This is a genomic window from Metabacillus sp. KJ11-3, assembly GCF_055808295.1.
This window is the reverse complement of record NZ_CM147865.1, coordinates 3740428-3759682: the sequence shown is the minus strand read 5'-3', so window position 1 is coordinate 3759682 and position 19255 is coordinate 3740428. Positions and strand designations below refer to the sequence as shown.

Sequence of the window (19255 nt, the reverse complement as noted above, 5' to 3'; positions counted from 1 at the left end):
AGAGGATTTATGCTGTCAAAAAATAGTGAGAGCTTGTGAGAGTTTAATGTGGAATAATAGTGAAGAATTTCACATACTTAAGACATTAGTTTTATGAAGGTAAAGGTGAAAATTAGTTCGTTCCATTGCGCTCCAGACACTCGCTTTCCTCTACTTCCCGCTGGAGTCGAATGTCTTCCGCTCCATTCCACTATAGAATTAACATAATATTCAAAAGCAACAATCCTTGCGAAAACAATCTTATACAAAAAAAGAAAAGGACGTGAAATCCTTTTCTCTAAACTAACTTAGCTATTTTGATGTTTAAATTCAGCCATGAATTCAGCAAGTGCCACACAAGCTTCTTTTGGTACTGCGTTGTAAGTTGATGCTCTGCAGCCACCTACAGATCTATGACCTGCAAGGCCGATGAATTGACGTTCTTTTGCTTCTTGAAGGAATTTCTTTGTAAGTTCTTCACTAGGCAGTGTGAACGTGATATTCATTAATGAGCGACTATCATCTGTTGCGTGAGCTTTATAGAACCCGTCGCTATTATCAATCGCAGAATAAATATAGCCCGCTTTTTCCTCATTGATTTTTTGAATGTTTTTTACTCCGCCTTGTTCTTTAACCCATTCTAATACAAGAGATAGCATATAGATCGCAAACGTTGGTGGTGTGTTGAATAAAGAATTATTTTTAGCATGAGTTCGATAGTTTAAGATTGTTGGAGCATCTTCTTTTGCAGATTCTAAAAATTCTTTTTTAACAATTACAACGGTTACACCAGATGGACCCAGGTTTTTTTGAGCTCCTGCATAAATCAGTGAAAACTTTTCAACATCAATTTCTTTACATAAGATATCACTGGACATGTCAGCTATTAGTGGAATAGGGCTGTCCGGGTAATCCTGCCACTGAGTTCCAAAAATGGTATTGTTTGATGTAATGTGAAGGTAAGCTCCGTCTTTTACTTCGTCTAATGAATAGTCTGTTGGGATATGAGTATAATTATCTTCTTTACTTGACGCTAAGATTCTTGTTTCACCGAAAAATTTTGCTTCTTTTAGTGCTTTATCAGACCAAGCACCTGACATAATAAAGTGAGCAGTTTGCCCTTCTTTTAAGAAGTTCATTGGAATCATTGTGAATTGAAGGCTTGCCCCGCCTTGTAAAAATAAGACTTCATAGTTGTCAGGAATCCCTAATAGTTCCCTAAGTAATGAGTTAGCACGATTGTGAACTTCTTCATAATCTTTACTGCGGTGGCTAAGCTCCATAACAGACATGCCTGTATTTTGGAAATTAACTAGTTCCTTTTGTGCACGTTCAAGCACAGGTAATGGAATTGCTGCTGGTCCTGCATTAAAATTATAAGCTCTCATGAATTGCCCTCCTTGATTAGAACGTAAAATAATACTCATATCCTATCATGAATAGAAGAGGAAATGTAGACTGAAAATTTTCATCTTTGTGAAAGTTAATGAATAAAACGGTTACATATATAGGTGTATAAGAAAAGGCCGCTTCAAGCGGCCGAAAAGTTAAGATATACCATTATGAATTGTTGAAGCAATTTCCTGTAAATCCTGTGGAGTATACTCTTCTGTATGTGGTTTCCATACTGCACCAAAGCCATCGCCTTTACCATATCTTGGGATAATATGCATATGGTAATGAAAAACAGATTGTCCGGCTTTTTCACCGTTATTATTCAGGAGGTTTAAACCGATTGGTTGAAATTGTTCTTTAATGGAATTTGCAATTTTAGGGACAACCTCAAATAGTTTTCCGGCAATTTCAGGTGTAAGTTCATAGATATTTTCTTTATGTGCTTTCGGCACAACTAATGTATGACCTTTTGTTACTTGACTAATATCAAGAAACGCTACTACATGTTCATTTTCAAATACTTTTGCACTTGGAATTTCTCCATTGACAATTTTGCAAAAAATGCAGTCACTCATCAACGCACACATCCTTCAATTATTTTTCATGTTCAACATGTTTCAACATCATTTGTAAGGTAAGTATGTTATTGTTTCAATCAGAAATTATTTATGTATGAACAGTTATATTTTACCACAAGCATCTTTATATGAAAAAGAACAGAGTGAAACGAATGTTCACTCTGTTCCTGAAGAAGGGAAGAATAACTCATATAATGGGAAAAGTATCTTTGATAAACACCTCATTTAACATTTAGATTTAAATGTTAAATGATGTGAAATCGCCATTGTTCAATACAACCATCCCCTTGTTAAGTGATAAACGACCTAACATATGGAAAAGATTACTGTATTTTGACAAACACCTCATTTACAAAATGATGTTACATTCGAGCGTTTATTTCAAGAAAATAGCGGCCCGTAAACACCTCATTTCGTAAGTGTTCTATCATCAATGGTTAAAAACAATAAATTGTCTTTGACAAACACCTCATTTAACATTTTATTTAAATGTTATTGGAAAGTGTCCAGACCATTGTTCAATACAACCATCCCCTTGTTAGTTGTTTACTTAACATTAACAAAAAGAGAAATTGTCTTTGATAAACACCTCATCTACAAAATGATGTAATACCGAGCGTCTAATTCAAATGAATAGCGGCCCGTAAACACCTCATTCCGTAAGTTGTTTATAAAGCAATGGTTCATACATTTTATCCCTTGAGTTAAAAGATATTGTCTGGAACAAACACCTCATTTATAAGGTTTTTTGTTTGACAAGGATCCCTTCCTCACTAATTATGATGTCCGAAAGATCGCAGGATATGCAAAAAAATTACGGTCAATATGAGCATGTATTTTTGTTTTTTGATACTATAAAAAGAAAAAGGAGATCCATAAACAATGGCATTGCTAAAAATAGAAAATCTGACAGGTGGTTATACACGAAATCCTGTTTTGAAAGATATATCATTTGAAGTTGAAAAAGGGCAAATTGTTGGATTAATTGGATTGAATGGAGCAGGGAAAAGTACAACGATTAAACATATAATTGGTACGATGGAAGCACATAAAGGACAAGTTTCCATAAATGGTCATACATTTGTGCAAGACTCAGCAGCGTATCGTTCACAATTCAGCTTTATTCCTGAAACACCGATTCTTTATGATGAACTAACATTACATGAACATCTTGAGTTAACGGCAATGGCCTACGGACTTGATAAAGAAACATTTCAAAACCGTCTCCAGCCTTTGTTGAAAGAATTCAGGATGGAAAAGCGGTTAAAATGGTTTCCTGCTCATTTTTCAAAAGGAATGAAGCAGAAGGTCATGATTATGTGCGCCTTTCTAATCGAACCTGAACTGTATATCATTGATGAACCATTTGTAGGATTAGATCCATTAGCGATAAACTCCCTGCTTGAAATGATGGATAAAGCGAAAAGTCATGGATCGGGCATTTTAATGTCTACACATATCTTAGCGACTGCTGAACGGTATTGTGATGCGTTTGTTATTTTACATAATGGAAAAGTACGTGCAAAAGGAACATTGCATCAGTTAAGGGAACAGTTTGGTATGAGGGATGCTACATTAGACGATCTTTATATTCAATTAACAAAGGAAGATCAAGATGAAGACAGTTAATGACATTTGGCAAACAAGACTTCATCAGCATATAAATGAAACAAGGTCATATTTGAAATATATGTTAAATGACCATTTGCTTTTTGTGTTTATATTTCTTGCTGCAGGCGGGGCTTTAACATATCAGAAATGGCTTGAAACATTATCACCGGATTTTCCGGCCGTCTTGATTATGACAGTGACCTTTGCATTCATTATGATCGCTTCGAGTGTGAGAACATTATTGAAAGAAGCGGATATAGTGTTTCTACTTCCGATGGAATATAAGCTAAAAGAATACTTCCAAAAAGCTTTTACGTATAGCTTTATTTCTCAAAGTTTTTTTGTTATCGTGCCTTTAATTCTTTTTACACCTCTGTTTTTTAAAGCAACAAATGCAAATGGACGTATATTGCTCATTAGTCTTGTTTTATTACTTTTGGTGAAATTTTGGAATTTAAGGGTAAGCTGGAGAATCAGTTACTTTACAGAAGCATCAGCAAAATGGGGAGATATACTTGTTCGCTTAGCAATCAATATGTGTGTCATCTTTTTTATCTTTTCTCAAACATATATATTTGTGGCCATTTTATTGGTCGTGATGGCTGGATACGATGCCTATTTCTCACATGCAGCAAAGAAAAAGGCATTAAAGTGGGAGCCATTAATTGCGAAAGAAGAAGGGAAAAAACAATCATTTTACAAACTGGCTAATTTGTTTACAGATGTCCCTAAGTTAAAGAAGCAAGCTAAGCGCCGCGCCTACTTAGATTGGGTTGTCAGTCGAGTAAAGTACGATATGGAAAATGTATATGAATATTTATTTATGCGAGCATTCATTCGTTCCGGTGATTATTTCGGAATTGTTGTAAGATTGACCATTATCGGCTGTGTTATTTTATCATTTATGGATCTAGAGCTTATTGGGAGTATTGTGGTTTCGGTCATTTTAACCTTTTTAACAGGCATACAAATTATGAGCTTATATAAGCATTATGAATTGCTTGAACTGCCAAATCTTTATCCATATGCCGAGAAGAAAAAAATGAGCAGCTTTTTAAAAATTATATGTAACATACTCCTCATTCAAGTTGTGATATATTCAATTGTTACGTTAGTTAAATCAGATCTGATTGTGTTTATAGAGGTACTCATTGCAACTGTTTTATTTGTATATCTTTTTGTTTTTGCCTATATGCAAAGTAGAATGAAGAAAAAGGATGTCATTTCATGAGTTATGAACAACAAGCAGCAGAGGAAGCGAAATTATGGAAGCAAAAGCTGTTAAGAAAGCCGTCGTTTTTAGAACGTTCCTCAAAGAAAGCCCAGAGTAAAATCAATGGATTTATCCCTGAAAAAGTACATGCAACAGTGACTGAAGGGATTAAAAAAATGGTGGAAGCAACCTTAATAGGATCGAATATGACGACATTTCCGAAAAAAGTTGAGAATCTCACCTTTGAAGAAAGGGAACAACTAGTCAGGAAGTCAATCGATGTATATAAGAAGACAGCTGCTGTTGAAGGGGCCTCAACAGGTGCGGGGGGAATTTTGTTAGGCTTAGCTGATTTTCCTTTATTTTTAAGTATTAAAATGAAATTTCTTTTTGAAGTGGCAAGTGAGTATGGGTACAGCACGAAGGAATATGAAGAACGATTGTTTTTATTGTATGTTTTTCAACTGGCATTTTCGAGTGAAAAGCATAAAGAAGAGGTTCTCGATACAATTGAAAATTGGGAACTAAGAAAAGAAGAAGTCAAAGATCTAGATTGGCGAATATTTCAACAAGAATATCGCGACTATATTGATTTGGTGAAATTGATGCAAATTCTCCCGGGTGTCGGAGCTGTTGTTGGCGGAGTTGCAAACTACCATCTTGTTCAGCATTTAGGGGAATGTGCAATAAACAGTTACCGATTAAGAATATTTTCAGATTAGAAAAACACGACTTACCGCCAAGAATGGCGGAAGTCGATGTCATTTCTTATACTTTCATCCATAAAATTTATATACTTTCTGATAGTATGAAAAATAGGGGCAGTCACACCGACTGTCCCTATTTTTCTAGTTTGTTTTTATTAATGTTTCCTGCTTAAAATTCGATTGATACTGAATCACAGCTGCACAAAGTGTTTTAGTAGCGATTAGTAATGCTTTTTCATCAATATCGAATTTAGGATGATGATGTGGATACGCATGTTCGCTTTGAAGTGGTCGGGCACCGGTAAAGAAAAAAGTTCCCTTTACGTGTTGTAAATAATAAGAAAAGTCCTCTCCACCCATTTGTAATGGACTCTCTTCCACTTCATGAACACCAGGAACCTTGCCTGCCACTTCCTTTAGGAAATCTGTCTCTTCTTCATGATTCACAACAGCAGGATAACCTCTGAAAAAATCATAACGATAATCAGCCTCATTCATTAAACAAGTTCCTTTTACAACTTTTTCAATTTCATTTTCGATTTGCTGCCGGACTTCTTCATCAAAGGATCTTGCTGTTCCGATAAGAGTTGCTGAATTGGCAATGATATTAAATGCATTTTCGGCCATGAAGGAACCGACTGTTACAACAGCTGAATGGACTGGGTCAATCTTACGGCTAACAATTTGTTGAAGACTTGTGACAACCTGAGATCCTATTAAGATGGCGTCCTTTGTTTTATGAGGCTGTGCTCCATGGCCGCCTTTACCTAGGATATTAATTTCAAACCGGTCGGCAGCAGCCATAATTGGACCAACTCTATACTGTATTTTCCCTACAGGTTCAGTTGCCCAAAGATGTGTTCCGAAAATAACGTCCACTCCATCTAAACACCCATCTTGAATCATCGGAAGAGCTCCACCAGGGGCATATTCCTCTGCATGTTGATGAATGAGCACGATATTCCCTTTAAGCTGCTCCCGATTTTGAAAAAGAATCTTAGCCAACACTAGTAATGTAGCTGTATGACCGTCATGACCACAAGCATGCATCACACCGGGTACAGTTGATTTGTATTCAACTTCTTTTTCATCTTGAATGGGAAGTGCATCAAAATCAGCGCGCAATGCAACCGTCGGACCGGGGGACGCACCCTTTATTGTGGCCACAACACCATTTCCACCTACATTTTCCCTCACATCAATTCCAAGGTTTTTATAGTAATCAGCAATATATTTAGCGGTCATCACTTCTTGGAAAGAAAGTTCAGGATGCATATGTAAATACCGTCGGATGTTAACCATTTCAGAAAAATGAAGATCAAGTTCGTTGTAAAGATGGTCAAGCATGTGAAATACCTCCTTTGAAAAATGTTGTAAAAGTGATATAGAATCATATGTTCTAAACATAAAATGTATTAAAATAGGATTGGAAAATTTATAATTAGCTAGATTGTATTGAAAAATATATCAAAAGACAAGAAAATTGTTTGAGAAGAGGGAATATTTTGAAAATGAGGGTCATACTAAGTTTGCTCGTTTTAGCATTTCTATTCGTCATTCTCCTTATAAAATGGAATCTAGTGAATGATATTGATTCAACAATTGGTGAACATATCTATCATCTTCACGATCATCCTGTTTCGTCGATTATAGCAGGTATTGGGGTGGTTGGCTCGACTGTTGGAATTATTTCTACCTTATTTCTATTTATGTTTATTTTTGCCTGGCTAGAAAAAAGCTTTGTTTCAGCGGCAGTGTTATTTTTCACCGTTCTTTTCGGAAACATTGCTAATAAAGTATTGAAAGAAATTGTAGCAAGAGAACGGCCAGCTTTTCCTCAGCATATAGAAGACGGCTACGGTTTTCCAAGTGGCCACGTCATGGTTGGGGGACTTCTTCTTGGTATGATCGCCTACAATCTGTTAAAAAGAACAAGCCAAAAGAACATCAAACAGTCAATTTTAACGATAACTTGCCTTTTAATTCTACTCATCGGTTTTAGCAGACTTCTTGAAGGAGAGCATTTTGTCACAGATGTGATTGGTGGAATCCTTGCAGGAAGTATTATGTTGGTTGGAATGATTAAGCTTGATCGGTTGGCGCATCAAATGGTTAAGGTTAGGAAGCAAAGGAAGGATGTCGCTTTGTAAAAGTTTAAGCGGTTAAAGTAAATACTTTTGATTAACAGCCCTTGCTGGATATGGGGCTGTTTTTTGTTGTTCTGTAAAAGGGGAAGCTTTTTTTAGTTATTTGTAAGGAGGGTTGTAGGGGAGTTGTTTGTATGAAAGAGATGAAAGACAAAGTGGTCGTTAAAAGGAGGAGAAATGTCCTTCATAAGTGGGATGAAAGACAAAGTAGACAAGCTAAAAGAAATGTCTCTCATGAAGTCAATGGACCATTGCAAATAACTGGTAATCATGATATAGTACATTACATCAGTAATGCACTAGGGAAGGGGGCTTTGTTTGATAATGGATTGGGATCATACTAAGCCGATATATATCCAAATCGCGGAGTGGCTTGAGACGGAGATTTTAAAAGGGCACCATAAGCAGGATGAAAAAATCTATTCTCAATACCAGCTTGCAGACATGTTCAACATTAATCCTGCAACAGCCGCCAAGGGGTTAAACATATTAGCTGATGAAGCCATTTTGTATAAAAAGAGAGGGTTAGGGATGTTTGTTTCGGAAAAAGCGAATGAGATTATTTTAACGAAAAGAAAAAATCAAACATTAAAACGGTTAGTTCATGATCTGGTTATAGAGGCAGAACAACTTCATGTAGGAGAAGCGGAATTAATTGCTATGGTGATAGAAGAAAATAAACATCGTAAAGGGGGTACATCATGAGTGTTATTGAATGTAATGGACTTTCGAAAAACTATGGAAAGAAGAAGGCATTAGATGAAGTTTCATTTGTGATAAAAGAAAATACGATTACAGGTCTTATTGGAAGGAACGGGGCCGGAAAAACAACACTTCTAAAACTGATCGCCGGCTTTATCCATCAAACAGAAGGTGATATTAAGGTGTTCTCAAAGAATCCGTTTAATTCACTAACTGTGTCAGCAAATAGAATATATATAGATGATCAAATGAATTTTCCCAACACGTTAACCCTCCAGGATATTCTTCAATCAGCAGCTTCGTTTTACGTAAATTGGGATCATCTATTAGCAGAGAAACTATTTGATTATTTTTCCTTTCATCCTTCTTTGCGTTATCAGCAGCTCTCTAAAGGAATGAAAAGTACGTTTAACATGATTATAGGCTTATCCGCCCGATGTCCATTAACCATATTTGATGAGCCGACAACAGGTATGGATGCATCGGTGAGAAAGGATTTTTATCGTGCATTATTAAAAGATTATCTGGCTTACCCAAGAACGATTATTCTTTCCAGTCACTTGTTAAATGAAATAGAAGATTTACTTGAGGATGTCCTGTTACTAAAAGATGGAGAAAAATGTCTCCATTTATCAATTGAAGAACTTAAAGAATATGGAGTTTATTTGCAAGGGTCTGACAAAGGTGTAAGAGAACTCGCCGGAAACAAAGAAATCCTGTATGAAAAAAGTCTAGGCCAAGACCATTTGCAACTAGGTATTAAAAATGACCTTACAAACCGGGAGATACAGCAAGCTTCTTCAATGGGCGTTCATATTTCACCAATCTCAGCCGATGATGTTTGTACGAATTTAACAAATAAAACGATTGGGGGAATTGATGATGTCTTTAACAGAAGCTAAGCTTTCAGAGATTGTGAGGAAACAATTTAAGTATAAAGTGAAAGCGTATATGAGTGTTTTCAGTTCTTTACTCGTTGTTCAGGTCATTAGTCTATTGTTATCAACAAACGGAAGTAGAATGATGGGATCTAGCTATAACGGATTTTCAATAGATATTAACTATTATACAGGTGATATCAGCATTGTTTTTACGTTAATCTGGAGTTTTATTACAGCCATTATCATGACAACTAAAGCCTATCGTAATGATGATTTTACATTCGTGTCAAACAGGTTAAGTAGTCATTTATCAAATGTAGCCTTTTTACTTTTTGCGTCTGTTATTGGAGGAATAACTGCTGTTTTATCTGGGCAATTGTTTAAGGTAATCATGAATGTGATTTTAAGAGATGGATATGTAATGGGAAGTGCAGTACCCATTCAAGAGCTGCTTTTGAGTGTGATCGTAAGCATTTTTTACGTATTTTTACTCGCATCATTAGGCTATTTTGTTGGGATGCTTATCCAGCTAAATCGTTGGTTGGGTATTATACTTCCGACATTCATAATTGGCTATATGATCATTGGAACCAACACAGGCCAAGAACCGAAAATGGTTGTTGAGGTATTTACCTTTTATGTAAAGGAAACGGCTCTATTTCTCTTTGTGATTAAAATACTAGTCACAACGGGTTTATTATTTTTCCTTTCTAGTATTCTTACAAACAAGCTGGAGGTGAGACAATGATTGTGGCTACAATTTTACCGTTTGTACTGCTTTTAATCATCATAGCCCTGATATATTTATTTTCAAAGAATATTGGACGAATTGCATTTCTGCAAAAGCTAAAATTGAAATGGATATTAGTCGTTTACGGAGCTGTCTTGTTGCTGGCACTGATCTCCAGTTATTTCATGCCTGTGGGTGAATCATTAGTATATAAAAATGTTTCGGAAACAGAAAGAGATGAAGCAGAAATCGCAGGAGCAGCGTTAGTAAAGGCTGCATATGATCGGGAAAACATTAGGGAGAAAACAATTGAAGGTGTTGAGATCCATCATCAGTCAACCATTCCATATGAAGGGAATCAACTTGAACTATCTGTAGAAGAAACATATGGGCCCCTCACTATCCTTGTTGAACGGAAAGAAGAAAGTGACGATGAAATAGAGTTCATTGAATATCAAACAAAAACAATTATCGAAAATCTTGACCTAACCGAAGAATTTGATCCACTCTCTGTTTCGATTGAAAAAGACATATTAAGAGTGATGAACGGAGGGGGAAAAGATATAAAGATCGGAATGTTTGAAAAAGAATTTACAATCTCCCAGTTTACAAGTGAACAAGGGTTGGAGTTGTTTAGTGATTCGCATCATGTATGGGGTGAGCATGTGCTGTTTCTTCGTATTCCTAAGAATATGAAAATCATTGATGAATTTGATTATGTTCAATATGTTAAGGAATAAGCCAGCTCTTTTGAGTTGGTTTTTTTTATTTCTTTCCCGCTCTAACTTTTTAAAGGAATAAATCACCAAACCACGAATATAAAAAATAGAGCAAATGAAAAGGTTAGGAGAGGAAAAGAATGCAATACAAAACATTAGGGAAAAGTGGTTTGCTAGTTTCTGAGCTATGCTTAGGGGCGATGACCTTTGGAAAAGAAGTAAATGAAGAAGACTCTATTAACATGATTCATCGTTTTCTTGATCAAGGCGGGAATTTTATTGATACGGCTGACGTGTATGTTGGGGGAGAGTCTGAAAAAATTGTTGGGAAAGCCATTAAAGAGCGTCGTTCAGAAGTTGTTCTAGCGACAAAGGTAAGAATGAGAGTGGGACCGCATCCGAATGATTTTGGATATTCACGTCGTCGCATCATGGAAGGGATTGACCAGAGCTTAAAACGTCTAAATACAGATTATCTTGATCTTTATCAACTCCATGTATGGGACCATTTAACCCCGATTGAGGAAACAATACGAACTTTAGACGATCTTGTAAGTTCCGGAAAAGTAAGATACATAGGATGTTCAAACTTTTTAGCATGGCAAATGATGAAAGCATTATCTTATAGCGATTTTCAAAATATGGTGAGATTTATTTCGATTCAGCCACAGTACAGTTTAATTAATCGTGAAATGGATCGTGAAATCCTTCCATTATGTAAAGAAGAAAATGTAGGAATCATTCCATGGGCACCAATTGGTGGTGGTTTCCTCACAGGTAAATATAGAAAAGGAGAATCTCCGAATAGCGGCAAGGCTTTCGAACGGAGTTGGGGAATCAAGTTGGGAAAATCGCGCAAACGAGAAGAACTTTGCCATTCTAGAAGCGGTACAGGGAATTGCTCATTCATTAGATAAAACCCCTGCACAGGTTGCGTTAAGATGGCTACTTCAAAAAGAAGAAATTACTTCTCCGATTTTTGGAGCGAGCAGCTTAGAGCAATTTGAGGAGAATATGGGAAGTATCGGTTGGGAGTTAACAGAAGAGCAATGGAATCAATTAGATGAAATAAGTAAGCTTCCAAGTGAATATCCTACTCGATTCCTTGAAAAATTTAAAAGATAAAGTGTGTTTTAAAAAAGTAAGAAAGAAAAGGTGGATACCTTTTCTTTCTATTGATGTTAGCGTTAACAAATATCCTCAATGAAAACCTTCTTACCTGTCCGCGCGCTTTCGATTGCAGCAAATACCATTGCCATACTTTTAATATTGTCTTCACAATCTGTTTCAGCTTTCCGGTTTTGTTCTAACGCTGAAAACATTTCGTCTAAGCAGCCCCAATGTCCTTCATGACCGGAATAAGTATCCTTCGCCTCTTTTCGAATAACTGAACGTAAAAATTCAGTTGGCTTCGTTTCGTCAACAACTTCATAAAAAGGAAGGTGAAACCCATCCCATTTTGCTGTTCCTTTACTGCCGATGACACGCCAGTCCGATTCCCAGGATGTATTTAATCCTTCAGCACTCCATGATCCCTGGTATGTAAATACCACTCCATTGCTCATTTCAAAGATACAGGAAGCCGACGCATTACCTTCGTACCAGGAGCTTGATGGATTGTATTCATGACAATAAACAGACACAGGATCTGCATTTGTTACATATCTCGCTTGATCAAATGTATGTATCGCCATATCAAGAATCAGTGGACTATCCATCGCTTCACGAAATCCTCCAAAATGAGGTCCAAGGAAAAAATCAGCGTGAATAGAGTTAATGTGACCAATTTCATTATTAGCAAGGATTGAGCGTAACGCACGGATTTGTTTGTTATATCGTCTGTTTTGCATAACTGTGTAAGTAAATCCTGTATCACGGGATATGTCCAATAATTCACGTGCATCCTTCATTGATTCTGCCATTGGCTTTTCTCCGAAAACATGGCAGTTTGCTTGTAAGGCAGTTGATACAATTTGCTTATGAGCCGCTGGAATGGTGACGTCAAAGACAAGGTTAACATGTTGATGAGCAGCTAGAGCTTCTCCTAAATCTGAATAAACAGGTACCTGTAAGTGTTTACTCGCTGCCATTGCTGATGCTGTTTCAAGATGAACATCAACAAATGCAACGATTTCTGCAGAATCCCTTTGTAAGACATAGTCAATCCATGTATTAGCCATGCTGCCACAACCTACAACAATAATCTGATGTTTCAAAAAAATTCCTCCCCTCACTAGTATTTTAGTTGAAATGAGAGACAAATCACAGGAAAGATTGTTAACATCAGAAGAAAATTTTAAAAAGATGACACGGAATTCCCGGCCATCCCTTTTTAACAATTACTATAAAAGAAACATAGCAACAATGGTTGTGATAATCAGTCCAATGGCTACTGGAAGCAAGTTCCTCCTGGCCAGCTCAAATGGATCGACCCCACAAATGGCGGCGGCAGGTATGAGTGCCCAAGGGATAATCGTACCTCCGCCAACCCATATAGCCGTTACTTGACCTAATGCGGTTAAAGTAGCAGTACTAACACCAATTGCTGCTGAGAATAACTGTGCGATGGATCCCGCTAAAGAGATACCTGAAAAGCCTGAACCATCCAACCCGGTTAAAATACCAACACCTGTTAATGTAATGGCTCCAACTTCAGGGGTTAGAGGGACTATGGTTGCCAATGCAACACCGAGGTCATTAACAATTCCTTCCGAGCTTTTTGGAAGAAATTCTCCAATGATTGTGTAAAAACCTGCATCACCTAGATAGAAGAAGGCGGCGATAGGGATAACAGGACCGAACACTTTAAATCCGAATTGAAAACCTTGAACTAAATAATTAGTAGATTCTTCAAGGCCCTTTTTCTTATGTGTTAAGCAAGTGGTCAAAATTAAGATTAGAAGTGCTGTTCCACCTATTAAAGCTGTTGCATCACCGCCTTGTAAGTTCAATGTAATCATTAACAAAACATCTATTAAGAAGATCAATGGGATGAGAATAGCCAATAACCTTTTTGTGGAAGAGGATAAAAGACTATGATCTGCTTCTTCGTTTGCTGTTTCTGTAGAAACGGTCGGGAAAGACTTACCTAATTTCATATCTCTTTTCAATAAGAAAAATGCTGTAACTGTAGTAACGAGCCCCATCGTAATGACGAGTGGAACACTTGCCCCAACCACGTCTCCTACAGGAATTCCTGCCGCATCTGCTGTTAGTTTTGGAGCTGCTTGAATAATAAAGTCCCCGGACAATGCGATTCCATGACCAAATAAATTAATCGCAACGGCAACTCCAAGAGCTGGCAAGGCCGGCTCTAATTGCGACTGGTAATAAAACTGCCCCTATTAATGCAACAGCTGGTGATGGCCAAAAGAAAAAGGAAATAATCATCATAAGGATTCCGATCGTCCAATATGCAGTAGTGGGATTTTTGATAATCTTGGAAAAAGGAGCAATCATCACTTCATTAATTCCTGATTTCATTAGTATTTTACTCATTGCAACAATAATCGAAATAACGAGAATTGTAGGCAATAATTCAGTAATGGCAAATATAAAACTATTAAATAGACTTGATATTGAATCACTAACAGATAAGGTTGAGAAAGCTGCTACAGAGAGAATGCCAACTATACAAACAATCGTTGTATCACGGCGAAATAACATAAAGCCAATAATACCGATGATAAATAATAAATAAACCCAATGAATGAGTGTTATTTCTACCCCCATTTTTCATCACTCCTTAAGCAAATGCCTAAAAGGTATTTATTACACTTTATGAACAATGTTAGGCAGGTGTGAGAAAGGGGAGAAGATATTTTTTTCATATAAACTCGTTGTTTGTCAAAATTGTAGATAATTTGTGTAACCTAGGAAAATGAAGGGTAAAGTTATGTAGAAAGAAGTTGTCATTTCCAAGGAAATATTGTCAAATGTACAGCGAGTTAAACTAAAAAGAGACAGTCCTTTATGACTGTCCCTGCTTATACATTCTGAAGTTAATTTTCAATAGCAACTTTCGTATATGTTGTAACATATGAAGGTCGTGGAAAAATAGATTTTCGATCAATACCCTCTTCACTGCCTCTTTTTTTATGAGCGTGTTCATATGCTTTTGAATCCTGCCAAGCCTTGAAGTGTTGTTCACTTTCCCATAGTGTTAGAATAATATACGTGTCACCACGAGTTGGACGCAAAACACGAATGGCGGAAAATCCGGGTTCTTTTTCAATTAATCGAGCTCTTTCGCTAAATCTTTTTTCAAAAAGTGGTCTGCCTTCATCTGTAACAGGGATATTATTTAAAACAGCAAAAGTACCGTTCGTGATTATACCTGTTGAATCTAATACATCGTATTTTTTTGGTTCATTAAAGATGGTTGCGCCTTCAGTTTCATGAAAAAGAACGGCTGTATCTTGGTTTGCCATCAATAATAATGTCTCATTACTATGCTTTTTTACTAACTTTTCTAAATAATCGACTGTTCCATATGTAATGTAAAGCATCTTATGAATCACCTCATTTTTTTGTCTTGACACTTAAGAGTTATTCAATGACATTATAACAATGACCTTTATTATTTTTCCAATTGTAATGTTTTTAACACATATACATACCTAATTTTAACAATACTAAGCTTAAAAGGGGTGATGATATGAAAAGAAAGTTCATCTTATCAGCGATTGCAGTAGTCTCTATTGTCATCTTCGCTCTACTCGGCTATCTTTTTATCATTTTCATGGGTAATTATGTTATAGATGAAGAAAAACTCGTTATGAATACAGCATCTAAGCTTGTTGATGAAGAAGGAAATGAAATAACAAAACTTTATGTGGAAAATCGTGAACTTGTTGATATATCAGATATTCCTGAATATGTTCAACAGGCATTTATCTCTGTAGAGGATCAACGCTTTTATGACCATCATGGCATTGATATTAAAGCGATTAGCCGTGCTCTTTACAAGGATATTCTTGCCGGTGGGAAGGTAGAAGGCGGCAGTACGATTACTCAACAATTAGCCAAAAACATCTTCCTGACAAATGACAAAACATGGTTGAGAAAAACTAAGGAAGCAATTATTGCTGTGAACCTGGAAAAACGGTACAGCAAATCAAAGCTGCTTGAAATGTACTTGAATCAGGTTTATTTTGGGCATGGTGCATACGGCATCAAAGCGGCTGCGAATCTTTACTTTAATAAAGATGTTTCAGAGTTAACGCTAGAGGAGGGAGCACTACTTGCAGGTATACCAAAGGCTCCTTCCACTTATTCTCCTATAGTCAATAGTGAAAAAAGTAAGGAAAGAAGAGATACGATTTTAAGTTTAATGGGAGATCAACGCTATATTTCTTATGATGAGGCTGTAAGAACTCAAGGAAAAACAGTGAAGCTTCAAGTGAATAAGAAGCAGGAGAATCCATGGTTAACAACATATGTTGACATGATTTTTGATGAAGCAAAAGAAAAATATGCCATATCAAATGAAGAGCTACTAAGAGGCGGGTATACAATAAAAGTGCCGCTTAAGGTAAATCTCCAGCGATCGGCATATGAGTTATTCCAAAAAGCTGAATATTTTCCAGGAACTGATGAAACCGCTCAAGGTGCCTTTGTGTTAATGGATAATGAATCAGGTGGTATCATTGCTGCTATTGGTGGTCGTGATTATGTGCCAAAGGGATTAAATCGGTTGAATATAACAAGACAACCCGGCTCTACCTTTAAACCAATTGCTGTTTATGCACCAACGCTGGAATCAAAACTCTTTCAGCCATATTCTCTATTAAAAGATGAAAAATTATCGTATGGCAATTATTCTCCACAGAATGTTGATCAGCAATATGCAGGGGAAGTTTCAATGTTCGATGCCATTGTTTCTTCAAAAAATGCTGCAGCTGTATGGACTTTATCTGAACTAGGAATTAAAGAGAGCAAGAAATACTTGCATAAAGTAGGAATTGATATTAAAGATGATGGTTTGGCAATTGCGTTAGGCGGATTATCTGAAGGTGTTACACCACTCCAAATGGCAAATGCCTATCGAACTTTCACCACGAATGGAAACTATAGTGATGCGTTCCTTATTAATGAAATAGTGGATCGAGATGGTAAGGTCATCGCTAAGTATCAACCTCAACCTGAACCAGTATATTCCCCACAAACTGCTTGGGATATGACACGTATGCTTCAGCATGTTGTAAGTGAAGGTACTGCTCAAAATGGTACGTTTAATGGGGAGTTGGCTGGTAAAACAGGTACAACTTCTTATTCAGGTGTTAAAGGGGCTGCGAAAGACGCATGGTTTGTCGGCTACACTGATAATGTTGTTGGAGCTTTGTGGATGGGCTATGATAAAACAGACAAAGACCATTATTTGAAACACGGAAGTTCTTTTCCAACCAAATTATTTAAGGATATCTTAACTGAAGCTGATTGGGACCAAAACGTAGCTTTTTCTGTTCCGAAAGGTGTAGAAGACTTGGAAAGTCCGATAAGAATGAAAGAGATTGAAAAAGTGAATGCAAAATATACGTTTAAGCCATTAGGGTTGATTACATTAACACTGGAATGGGAACCTTTATCAGATGAACGGGTTGAATATCGTATATACGAATCCGTACAAAACGATGAAAAGAAACTTGTTGGAACTGTAACTGGAAAAGGATATTATGAAATTCCATTTGCGAACGTTTTTTCAGATGCAACGTATTCTGTTGCTCCTTATAATGTTCAAACAAATGAAGAGGGAAAACAAACATCAACCGAAAAACCATCATTATTTAGTGCGAAAAACTGATATAAAGGTATTAAGATAAGAAAGTATTTGATTTTGTACTTAGTTTTGGTGTCTAGCCCCGAAGCACAGGACGTGCAAGTGCAGTCGTGGAGATTGACGTCGCGATTTTAGACTGCCTCGAGGTCATAAGCAGAAAATGAATTGAAGACAAAGAACGCCTTCTATTCTTAGTCGTCTTATACTAGTCGGGCTGAACAAGGCGCTTGCGCTTTTTTAGATGCTAAGAAACGATAACCTTTGAACGGTGGATAAGTGTGTGCGACATCCAGCTCCAGCGCCTAGCCCCTCGAGGTTATAAGCCACTTAAGAATTGAAGGCAAAGAACGCCTTCTATTCTTAATCGTCTTATACTAGTCTGGGCTGAACAAGGCGCTTGCGCTTTTTTAGATGCTAAGAAACGATAACCTTTGAACAGTGGATAAGTGTGTGCGACATCCAGCTCCAGCGCCTAGCCCCTCGAGGTTATAAGCCACTTAAGAATTGAAGGCAAAGAACGCCTTCCATTCTTAATCGTCTTATACTAGTCGGGGCTGAACAAGGCGCTTGCGCTTTTGTATTCTTTTCGTCTTTTTTTTGACATTTGCCGATCTATGCTATACAACCGGAAATGAAACCGTTATAGTTGAAAGTGCAGAGAGAATAATATAGAATAAGTATTACTTTATAATTAATATAATTTAATAATTAGGGATTGACCCTTGTGCATAGAAAGGTGGATTTTTAGAATGGCTGAAAAGAAAATCAATGATACGTTTCTTAAGGCGTGTCGTGGAGAAAAGACAGATTATGTACCAGTTTGGTATATGAGACAAGCAGGCAGGTCACAGCCTGAATATCGGGCGATTAAAGAAAAATACAGTTTATTTGAGATCACACATCAACCAGAGCTTTGTGCGTATGTGACAAGGCTGCCTGTTGAACAGTATGATGTGGATGCTGCCATTCTATATAAAGATATTATGACACCACTTCCGGCAATTGGTGTAAATGTTGAAATTAAATCGGGAATTGGCCCGGTTATTGATGATCCGATTCGCTCTATTCAAGATGTTGAGAAACTGGGAGAGATCGATCCGGAAAGTGATGTTCCTTATGTATTAGATACAATAAAGTTACTAACCAAAGAGCAGCTCGAAGTTCCTCTTATCGGTTTTACCGGAGCTCCTTTTACTCTTGCCAGTTATATGATTGAAGGCGGTCCTTCAAAAAACTATAACAAGACAAAAGCGTTTATGTATTCAGAGCCGCATGCTTGGTTGGCTTTAATGGATAAACTTGCTGAAATGTGTATTACATATGTAAAAGCTCAAATTCGTGCAGGTGTAAAGGCTATCCAGGTCTTTGATTCGTGGGTAGGTGCATTAAATGTGGCAGATTACCGTGTGTATATTAAGCCGACGATGGAGAGAATCTTTGCTGAACTAAAAGAGGAAAATGTACCACTTATTATGTTCGGTGTAGGTGCTAGTCATCTAGCATACGAATGGCATGACCTCCCTCTTGATGTTGTTGGATTGGATTGGAGACTTCCAATACAAGAGGCTCGTTCAATGGGACTTACTAAATCATTGCAAGGAAATCTTGACCCGGCAATCTTACTATCTCCTTGGGAAGTGATTGAAGAAAGAGCAAAGGAAATATTAGACCAAGGGATGAAGCAGGATGGATATATATTTAATCTTGGACATGGTGTTTTCCCACAAGTAAACCCGGAATCATTAAAACAATTAACATCATTTGTTCATGATTACACGAAGAAAGCAAAAGTAGGTCAATAACCTTTTAAATTAT

The 19255-nt window shown here is 37.0% G+C and carries 17 protein-coding genes and 2 pseudogenes; 13 read left to right on the top strand and 6 right to left on the bottom strand.

Annotation, left to right across the window (positions count from 1 at the left end):
* Positions 1 to 287 precede the first annotated feature (287 nt).
* Positions 288 to 1367, bottom strand: coding sequence for a 3-phosphoserine/phosphohydroxythreonine transaminase (gene serC, locus AC0L8O_RS18665; RefSeq protein ID WP_026560315.1), 1080 nt, complete (start codon positions 1365 to 1367; stop codon positions 288 to 290).
* Positions 1368 to 1526: 159 nt separating this feature from the next.
* Positions 1527 to 1949, bottom strand: coding sequence for an HIT family protein (locus tag AC0L8O_RS18660; protein ID WP_026560314.1), 423 nt, complete (start codon positions 1947 to 1949; stop codon positions 1527 to 1529).
* A gap of 885 nt (positions 1950 to 2834) precedes the next feature.
* Here AC0L8O_RS18660 and AC0L8O_RS18655 point away from each other — a divergent pair.
* The 3 genes from AC0L8O_RS18655 to AC0L8O_RS18645 are packed head-to-tail and all read left to right on the top strand — an operon-like array spanning position 2835 to position 5498.
* The gene (locus tag AC0L8O_RS18655) at positions 2835 to 3581 is read left to right on the top strand and encodes an ABC transporter ATP-binding protein (protein WP_026560313.1); all 747 of its coding nucleotides are present in this window, start codon (positions 2835 to 2837) and stop codon (positions 3579 to 3581) included.
* Positions 3568 to 4794 carry an ABC transporter permease gene (locus AC0L8O_RS18650; RefSeq protein WP_473444437.1) on the top strand — a complete coding sequence of 409 codons (1227 nt, stop codon included), beginning with the start codon at positions 3568 to 3570 and terminating at the stop codon, positions 4792 to 4794. Before AC0L8O_RS18655 ends, AC0L8O_RS18650 begins: the two co-directional genes overlap by 14 nt.
* Entirely contained in the window at positions 4791 to 5498 is a 708-nt protein-coding gene (locus AC0L8O_RS18645) for an EcsC family protein (protein ID WP_473444435.1), read from the top strand. Before AC0L8O_RS18650 ends, AC0L8O_RS18645 begins: the two co-directional genes overlap by 4 nt.
* A gap of 126 nt (positions 5499 to 5624) precedes the next feature.
* Here AC0L8O_RS18645 and AC0L8O_RS18640 read toward each other — a convergent pair whose 3' ends face one another.
* Positions 5625 to 6830, bottom strand: coding sequence for a M20 family metallopeptidase (locus tag AC0L8O_RS18640; RefSeq protein ID WP_473444433.1), 1206 nt, complete (start codon positions 6828 to 6830; stop codon positions 5625 to 5627).
* Positions 6831 to 6994: 164 nt separating this feature from the next.
* Here AC0L8O_RS18640 and AC0L8O_RS18635 point away from each other — a divergent pair, with 164 nt between their 5' ends.
* The 8 genes and pseudogenes from AC0L8O_RS18635 to AC0L8O_RS18600 all read left to right on the top strand — a co-directional run.
* Complete coding sequence (locus tag AC0L8O_RS18635; RefSeq protein ID WP_473449019.1) at positions 6995 to 7633, top strand: phosphatase PAP2 family protein; 639 nt, start codon at positions 6995 to 6997, stop codon at positions 7631 to 7633.
* A gap of 131 nt (positions 7634 to 7764) precedes the next feature.
* Entirely contained in the window at positions 7765 to 7974 is a 210-nt protein-coding gene (locus AC0L8O_RS18630; protein WP_473444431.1) for a hypothetical protein, read from the top strand.
* The gene (locus AC0L8O_RS18625; RefSeq protein ID WP_473444429.1) at positions 7949 to 8335 is read left to right on the top strand and encodes a GntR family transcriptional regulator; all 387 of its coding nucleotides are present in this window, start codon (positions 7949 to 7951) and stop codon (positions 8333 to 8335) included. The genes AC0L8O_RS18630 and AC0L8O_RS18625 overlap by 26 nt, the downstream gene beginning before the upstream one ends.
* Complete coding sequence (locus AC0L8O_RS18620; RefSeq protein WP_473444427.1) at positions 8332 to 9234, top strand: ATP-binding cassette domain-containing protein; 903 nt, start codon at positions 8332 to 8334, stop codon at positions 9232 to 9234. The genes AC0L8O_RS18625 and AC0L8O_RS18620 overlap by 4 nt, the downstream gene beginning before the upstream one ends.
* A complete protein-coding gene (locus AC0L8O_RS18615) occupies positions 9212 to 9961 on the top strand; it encodes a hypothetical protein (RefSeq protein ID WP_473444425.1) in 750 nt (249 codons plus the stop codon). Before AC0L8O_RS18620 ends, AC0L8O_RS18615 begins: the two co-directional genes overlap by 23 nt.
* On the top strand, positions 9958 to 10683 hold the full coding sequence (locus AC0L8O_RS18610; protein ID WP_473444423.1) for a hypothetical protein: 726 nt from the start codon (positions 9958 to 9960) through the stop codon (positions 10681 to 10683). Before AC0L8O_RS18615 ends, AC0L8O_RS18610 begins: the two co-directional genes overlap by 4 nt.
* Positions 10684 to 10802: 119 nt before the next feature.
* The gene (locus AC0L8O_RS18605) at positions 10803 to 11579 is read left to right on the top strand and encodes an aldo/keto reductase (protein ID WP_473444421.1); all 777 of its coding nucleotides are present in this window, start codon (positions 10803 to 10805) and stop codon (positions 11577 to 11579) included.
* Positions 11539 to 11676, top strand: a pseudogene (locus AC0L8O_RS18600) (aldo/keto reductase); the annotation flags it as partial. The gene AC0L8O_RS18605 and the pseudogene AC0L8O_RS18600, both read left to right, overlap by 41 nt.
* 173 nt (positions 11677 to 11849) lie before the next feature.
* Here the strand turns inward: AC0L8O_RS18600 and AC0L8O_RS18595 are convergent.
* The 3 genes and pseudogenes from AC0L8O_RS18595 to AC0L8O_RS18585 all read right to left on the bottom strand — a co-directional run bounded on the left by AC0L8O_RS18595 (position 11850) and on the right by AC0L8O_RS18585 (position 15170).
* Entirely contained in the window at positions 11850 to 12884 is a 1035-nt protein-coding gene (locus AC0L8O_RS18595) for a Gfo/Idh/MocA family protein (protein ID WP_473449017.1), read from the bottom strand.
* Positions 12885 to 13004: 120 nt separating this feature from the next.
* Positions 13005 to 14394: pseudogene (locus AC0L8O_RS18590) on the bottom strand (hypothetical protein).
* A gap of 269 nt (positions 14395 to 14663) precedes the next feature.
* Positions 14664 to 15170 carry an antibiotic biosynthesis monooxygenase family protein gene (locus AC0L8O_RS18585; protein WP_473444419.1) on the bottom strand — a complete coding sequence of 169 codons (507 nt, stop codon included), beginning with the start codon at positions 15168 to 15170 and terminating at the stop codon, positions 14664 to 14666.
* Between the two features lie 149 nt (positions 15171 to 15319).
* Here AC0L8O_RS18585 and AC0L8O_RS18580 point away from each other — a divergent pair, with 149 nt between their 5' ends.
* Positions 15320 to 17464, top strand: a complete 2145-nt coding sequence (locus AC0L8O_RS18580; protein WP_473444417.1) for a transglycosylase domain-containing protein — start codon at positions 15320 to 15322, stop codon at positions 17462 to 17464.
* 725 nt (positions 17465 to 18189) lie between these two features.
* Positions 18190 to 19242 (top strand): uroporphyrinogen decarboxylase, encoded by a 1053-nt coding sequence (gene hemE / locus AC0L8O_RS18575; protein WP_473444415.1) that lies wholly within the window; start codon positions 18190 to 18192, stop codon positions 19240 to 19242.
* The last annotated feature ends 13 nt before the right edge of the window (positions 19243 to 19255 follow it).

Coding starts and splice junctions, on each gene's coding strand:
- AC0L8O_RS18645 (WP_473444435.1), top strand. CDS start 4,791: ATGAGTTATGAACAACAAGCAGCAGAGGAAGCGAAATTATGGAAGCAA.
- AC0L8O_RS18610 (WP_473444423.1), top strand. CDS start 9,958: ATGATTGTGGCTACAATTTTACCGTTTGTACTGCTTTTAATCATCATA.
- AC0L8O_RS18640 (WP_473444433.1), bottom strand. CDS start 6,830: ATGCTTGACCATCTTTACAACGAACTTGATCTTCATTTTTCTGAAATG.
- serC (WP_026560315.1), bottom strand. CDS start 1,367: ATGAGAGCTTATAATTTTAATGCAGGACCAGCAGCAATTCCATTACCT.
- AC0L8O_RS18660 (WP_026560314.1), bottom strand. CDS start 1,949: ATGAGTGACTGCATTTTTTGCAAAATTGTCAATGGAGAAATTCCAAGT.
- AC0L8O_RS18580 (WP_473444417.1), top strand. CDS start 15,320: ATGAAAAGAAAGTTCATCTTATCAGCGATTGCAGTAGTCTCTATTGTC.
- AC0L8O_RS18655 (WP_026560313.1), top strand. CDS start 2,835: ATGGCATTGCTAAAAATAGAAAATCTGACAGGTGGTTATACACGAAAT.
- AC0L8O_RS18615 (WP_473444425.1), top strand. CDS start 9,212: ATGATGTCTTTAACAGAAGCTAAGCTTTCAGAGATTGTGAGGAAACAA.
- AC0L8O_RS18630 (WP_473444431.1), top strand. CDS start 7,765: ATGAAAGAGATGAAAGACAAAGTGGTCGTTAAAAGGAGGAGAAATGTC.
- hemE (WP_473444415.1), top strand. CDS start 18,190: ATGGCTGAAAAGAAAATCAATGATACGTTTCTTAAGGCGTGTCGTGGA.
- AC0L8O_RS18605 (WP_473444421.1), top strand. CDS start 10,803: ATGCAATACAAAACATTAGGGAAAAGTGGTTTGCTAGTTTCTGAGCTA.
- AC0L8O_RS18635 (WP_473449019.1), top strand. CDS start 6,995: ATGAGGGTCATACTAAGTTTGCTCGTTTTAGCATTTCTATTCGTCATT.
- AC0L8O_RS18620 (WP_473444427.1), top strand. CDS start 8,332: ATGAGTGTTATTGAATGTAATGGACTTTCGAAAAACTATGGAAAGAAG.
- AC0L8O_RS18585 (WP_473444419.1), bottom strand. CDS start 15,170: ATGCTTTACATTACATATGGAACAGTCGATTATTTAGAAAAGTTAGTA.
- AC0L8O_RS18650 (WP_473444437.1), top strand. CDS start 3,568: ATGAAGACAGTTAATGACATTTGGCAAACAAGACTTCATCAGCATATA.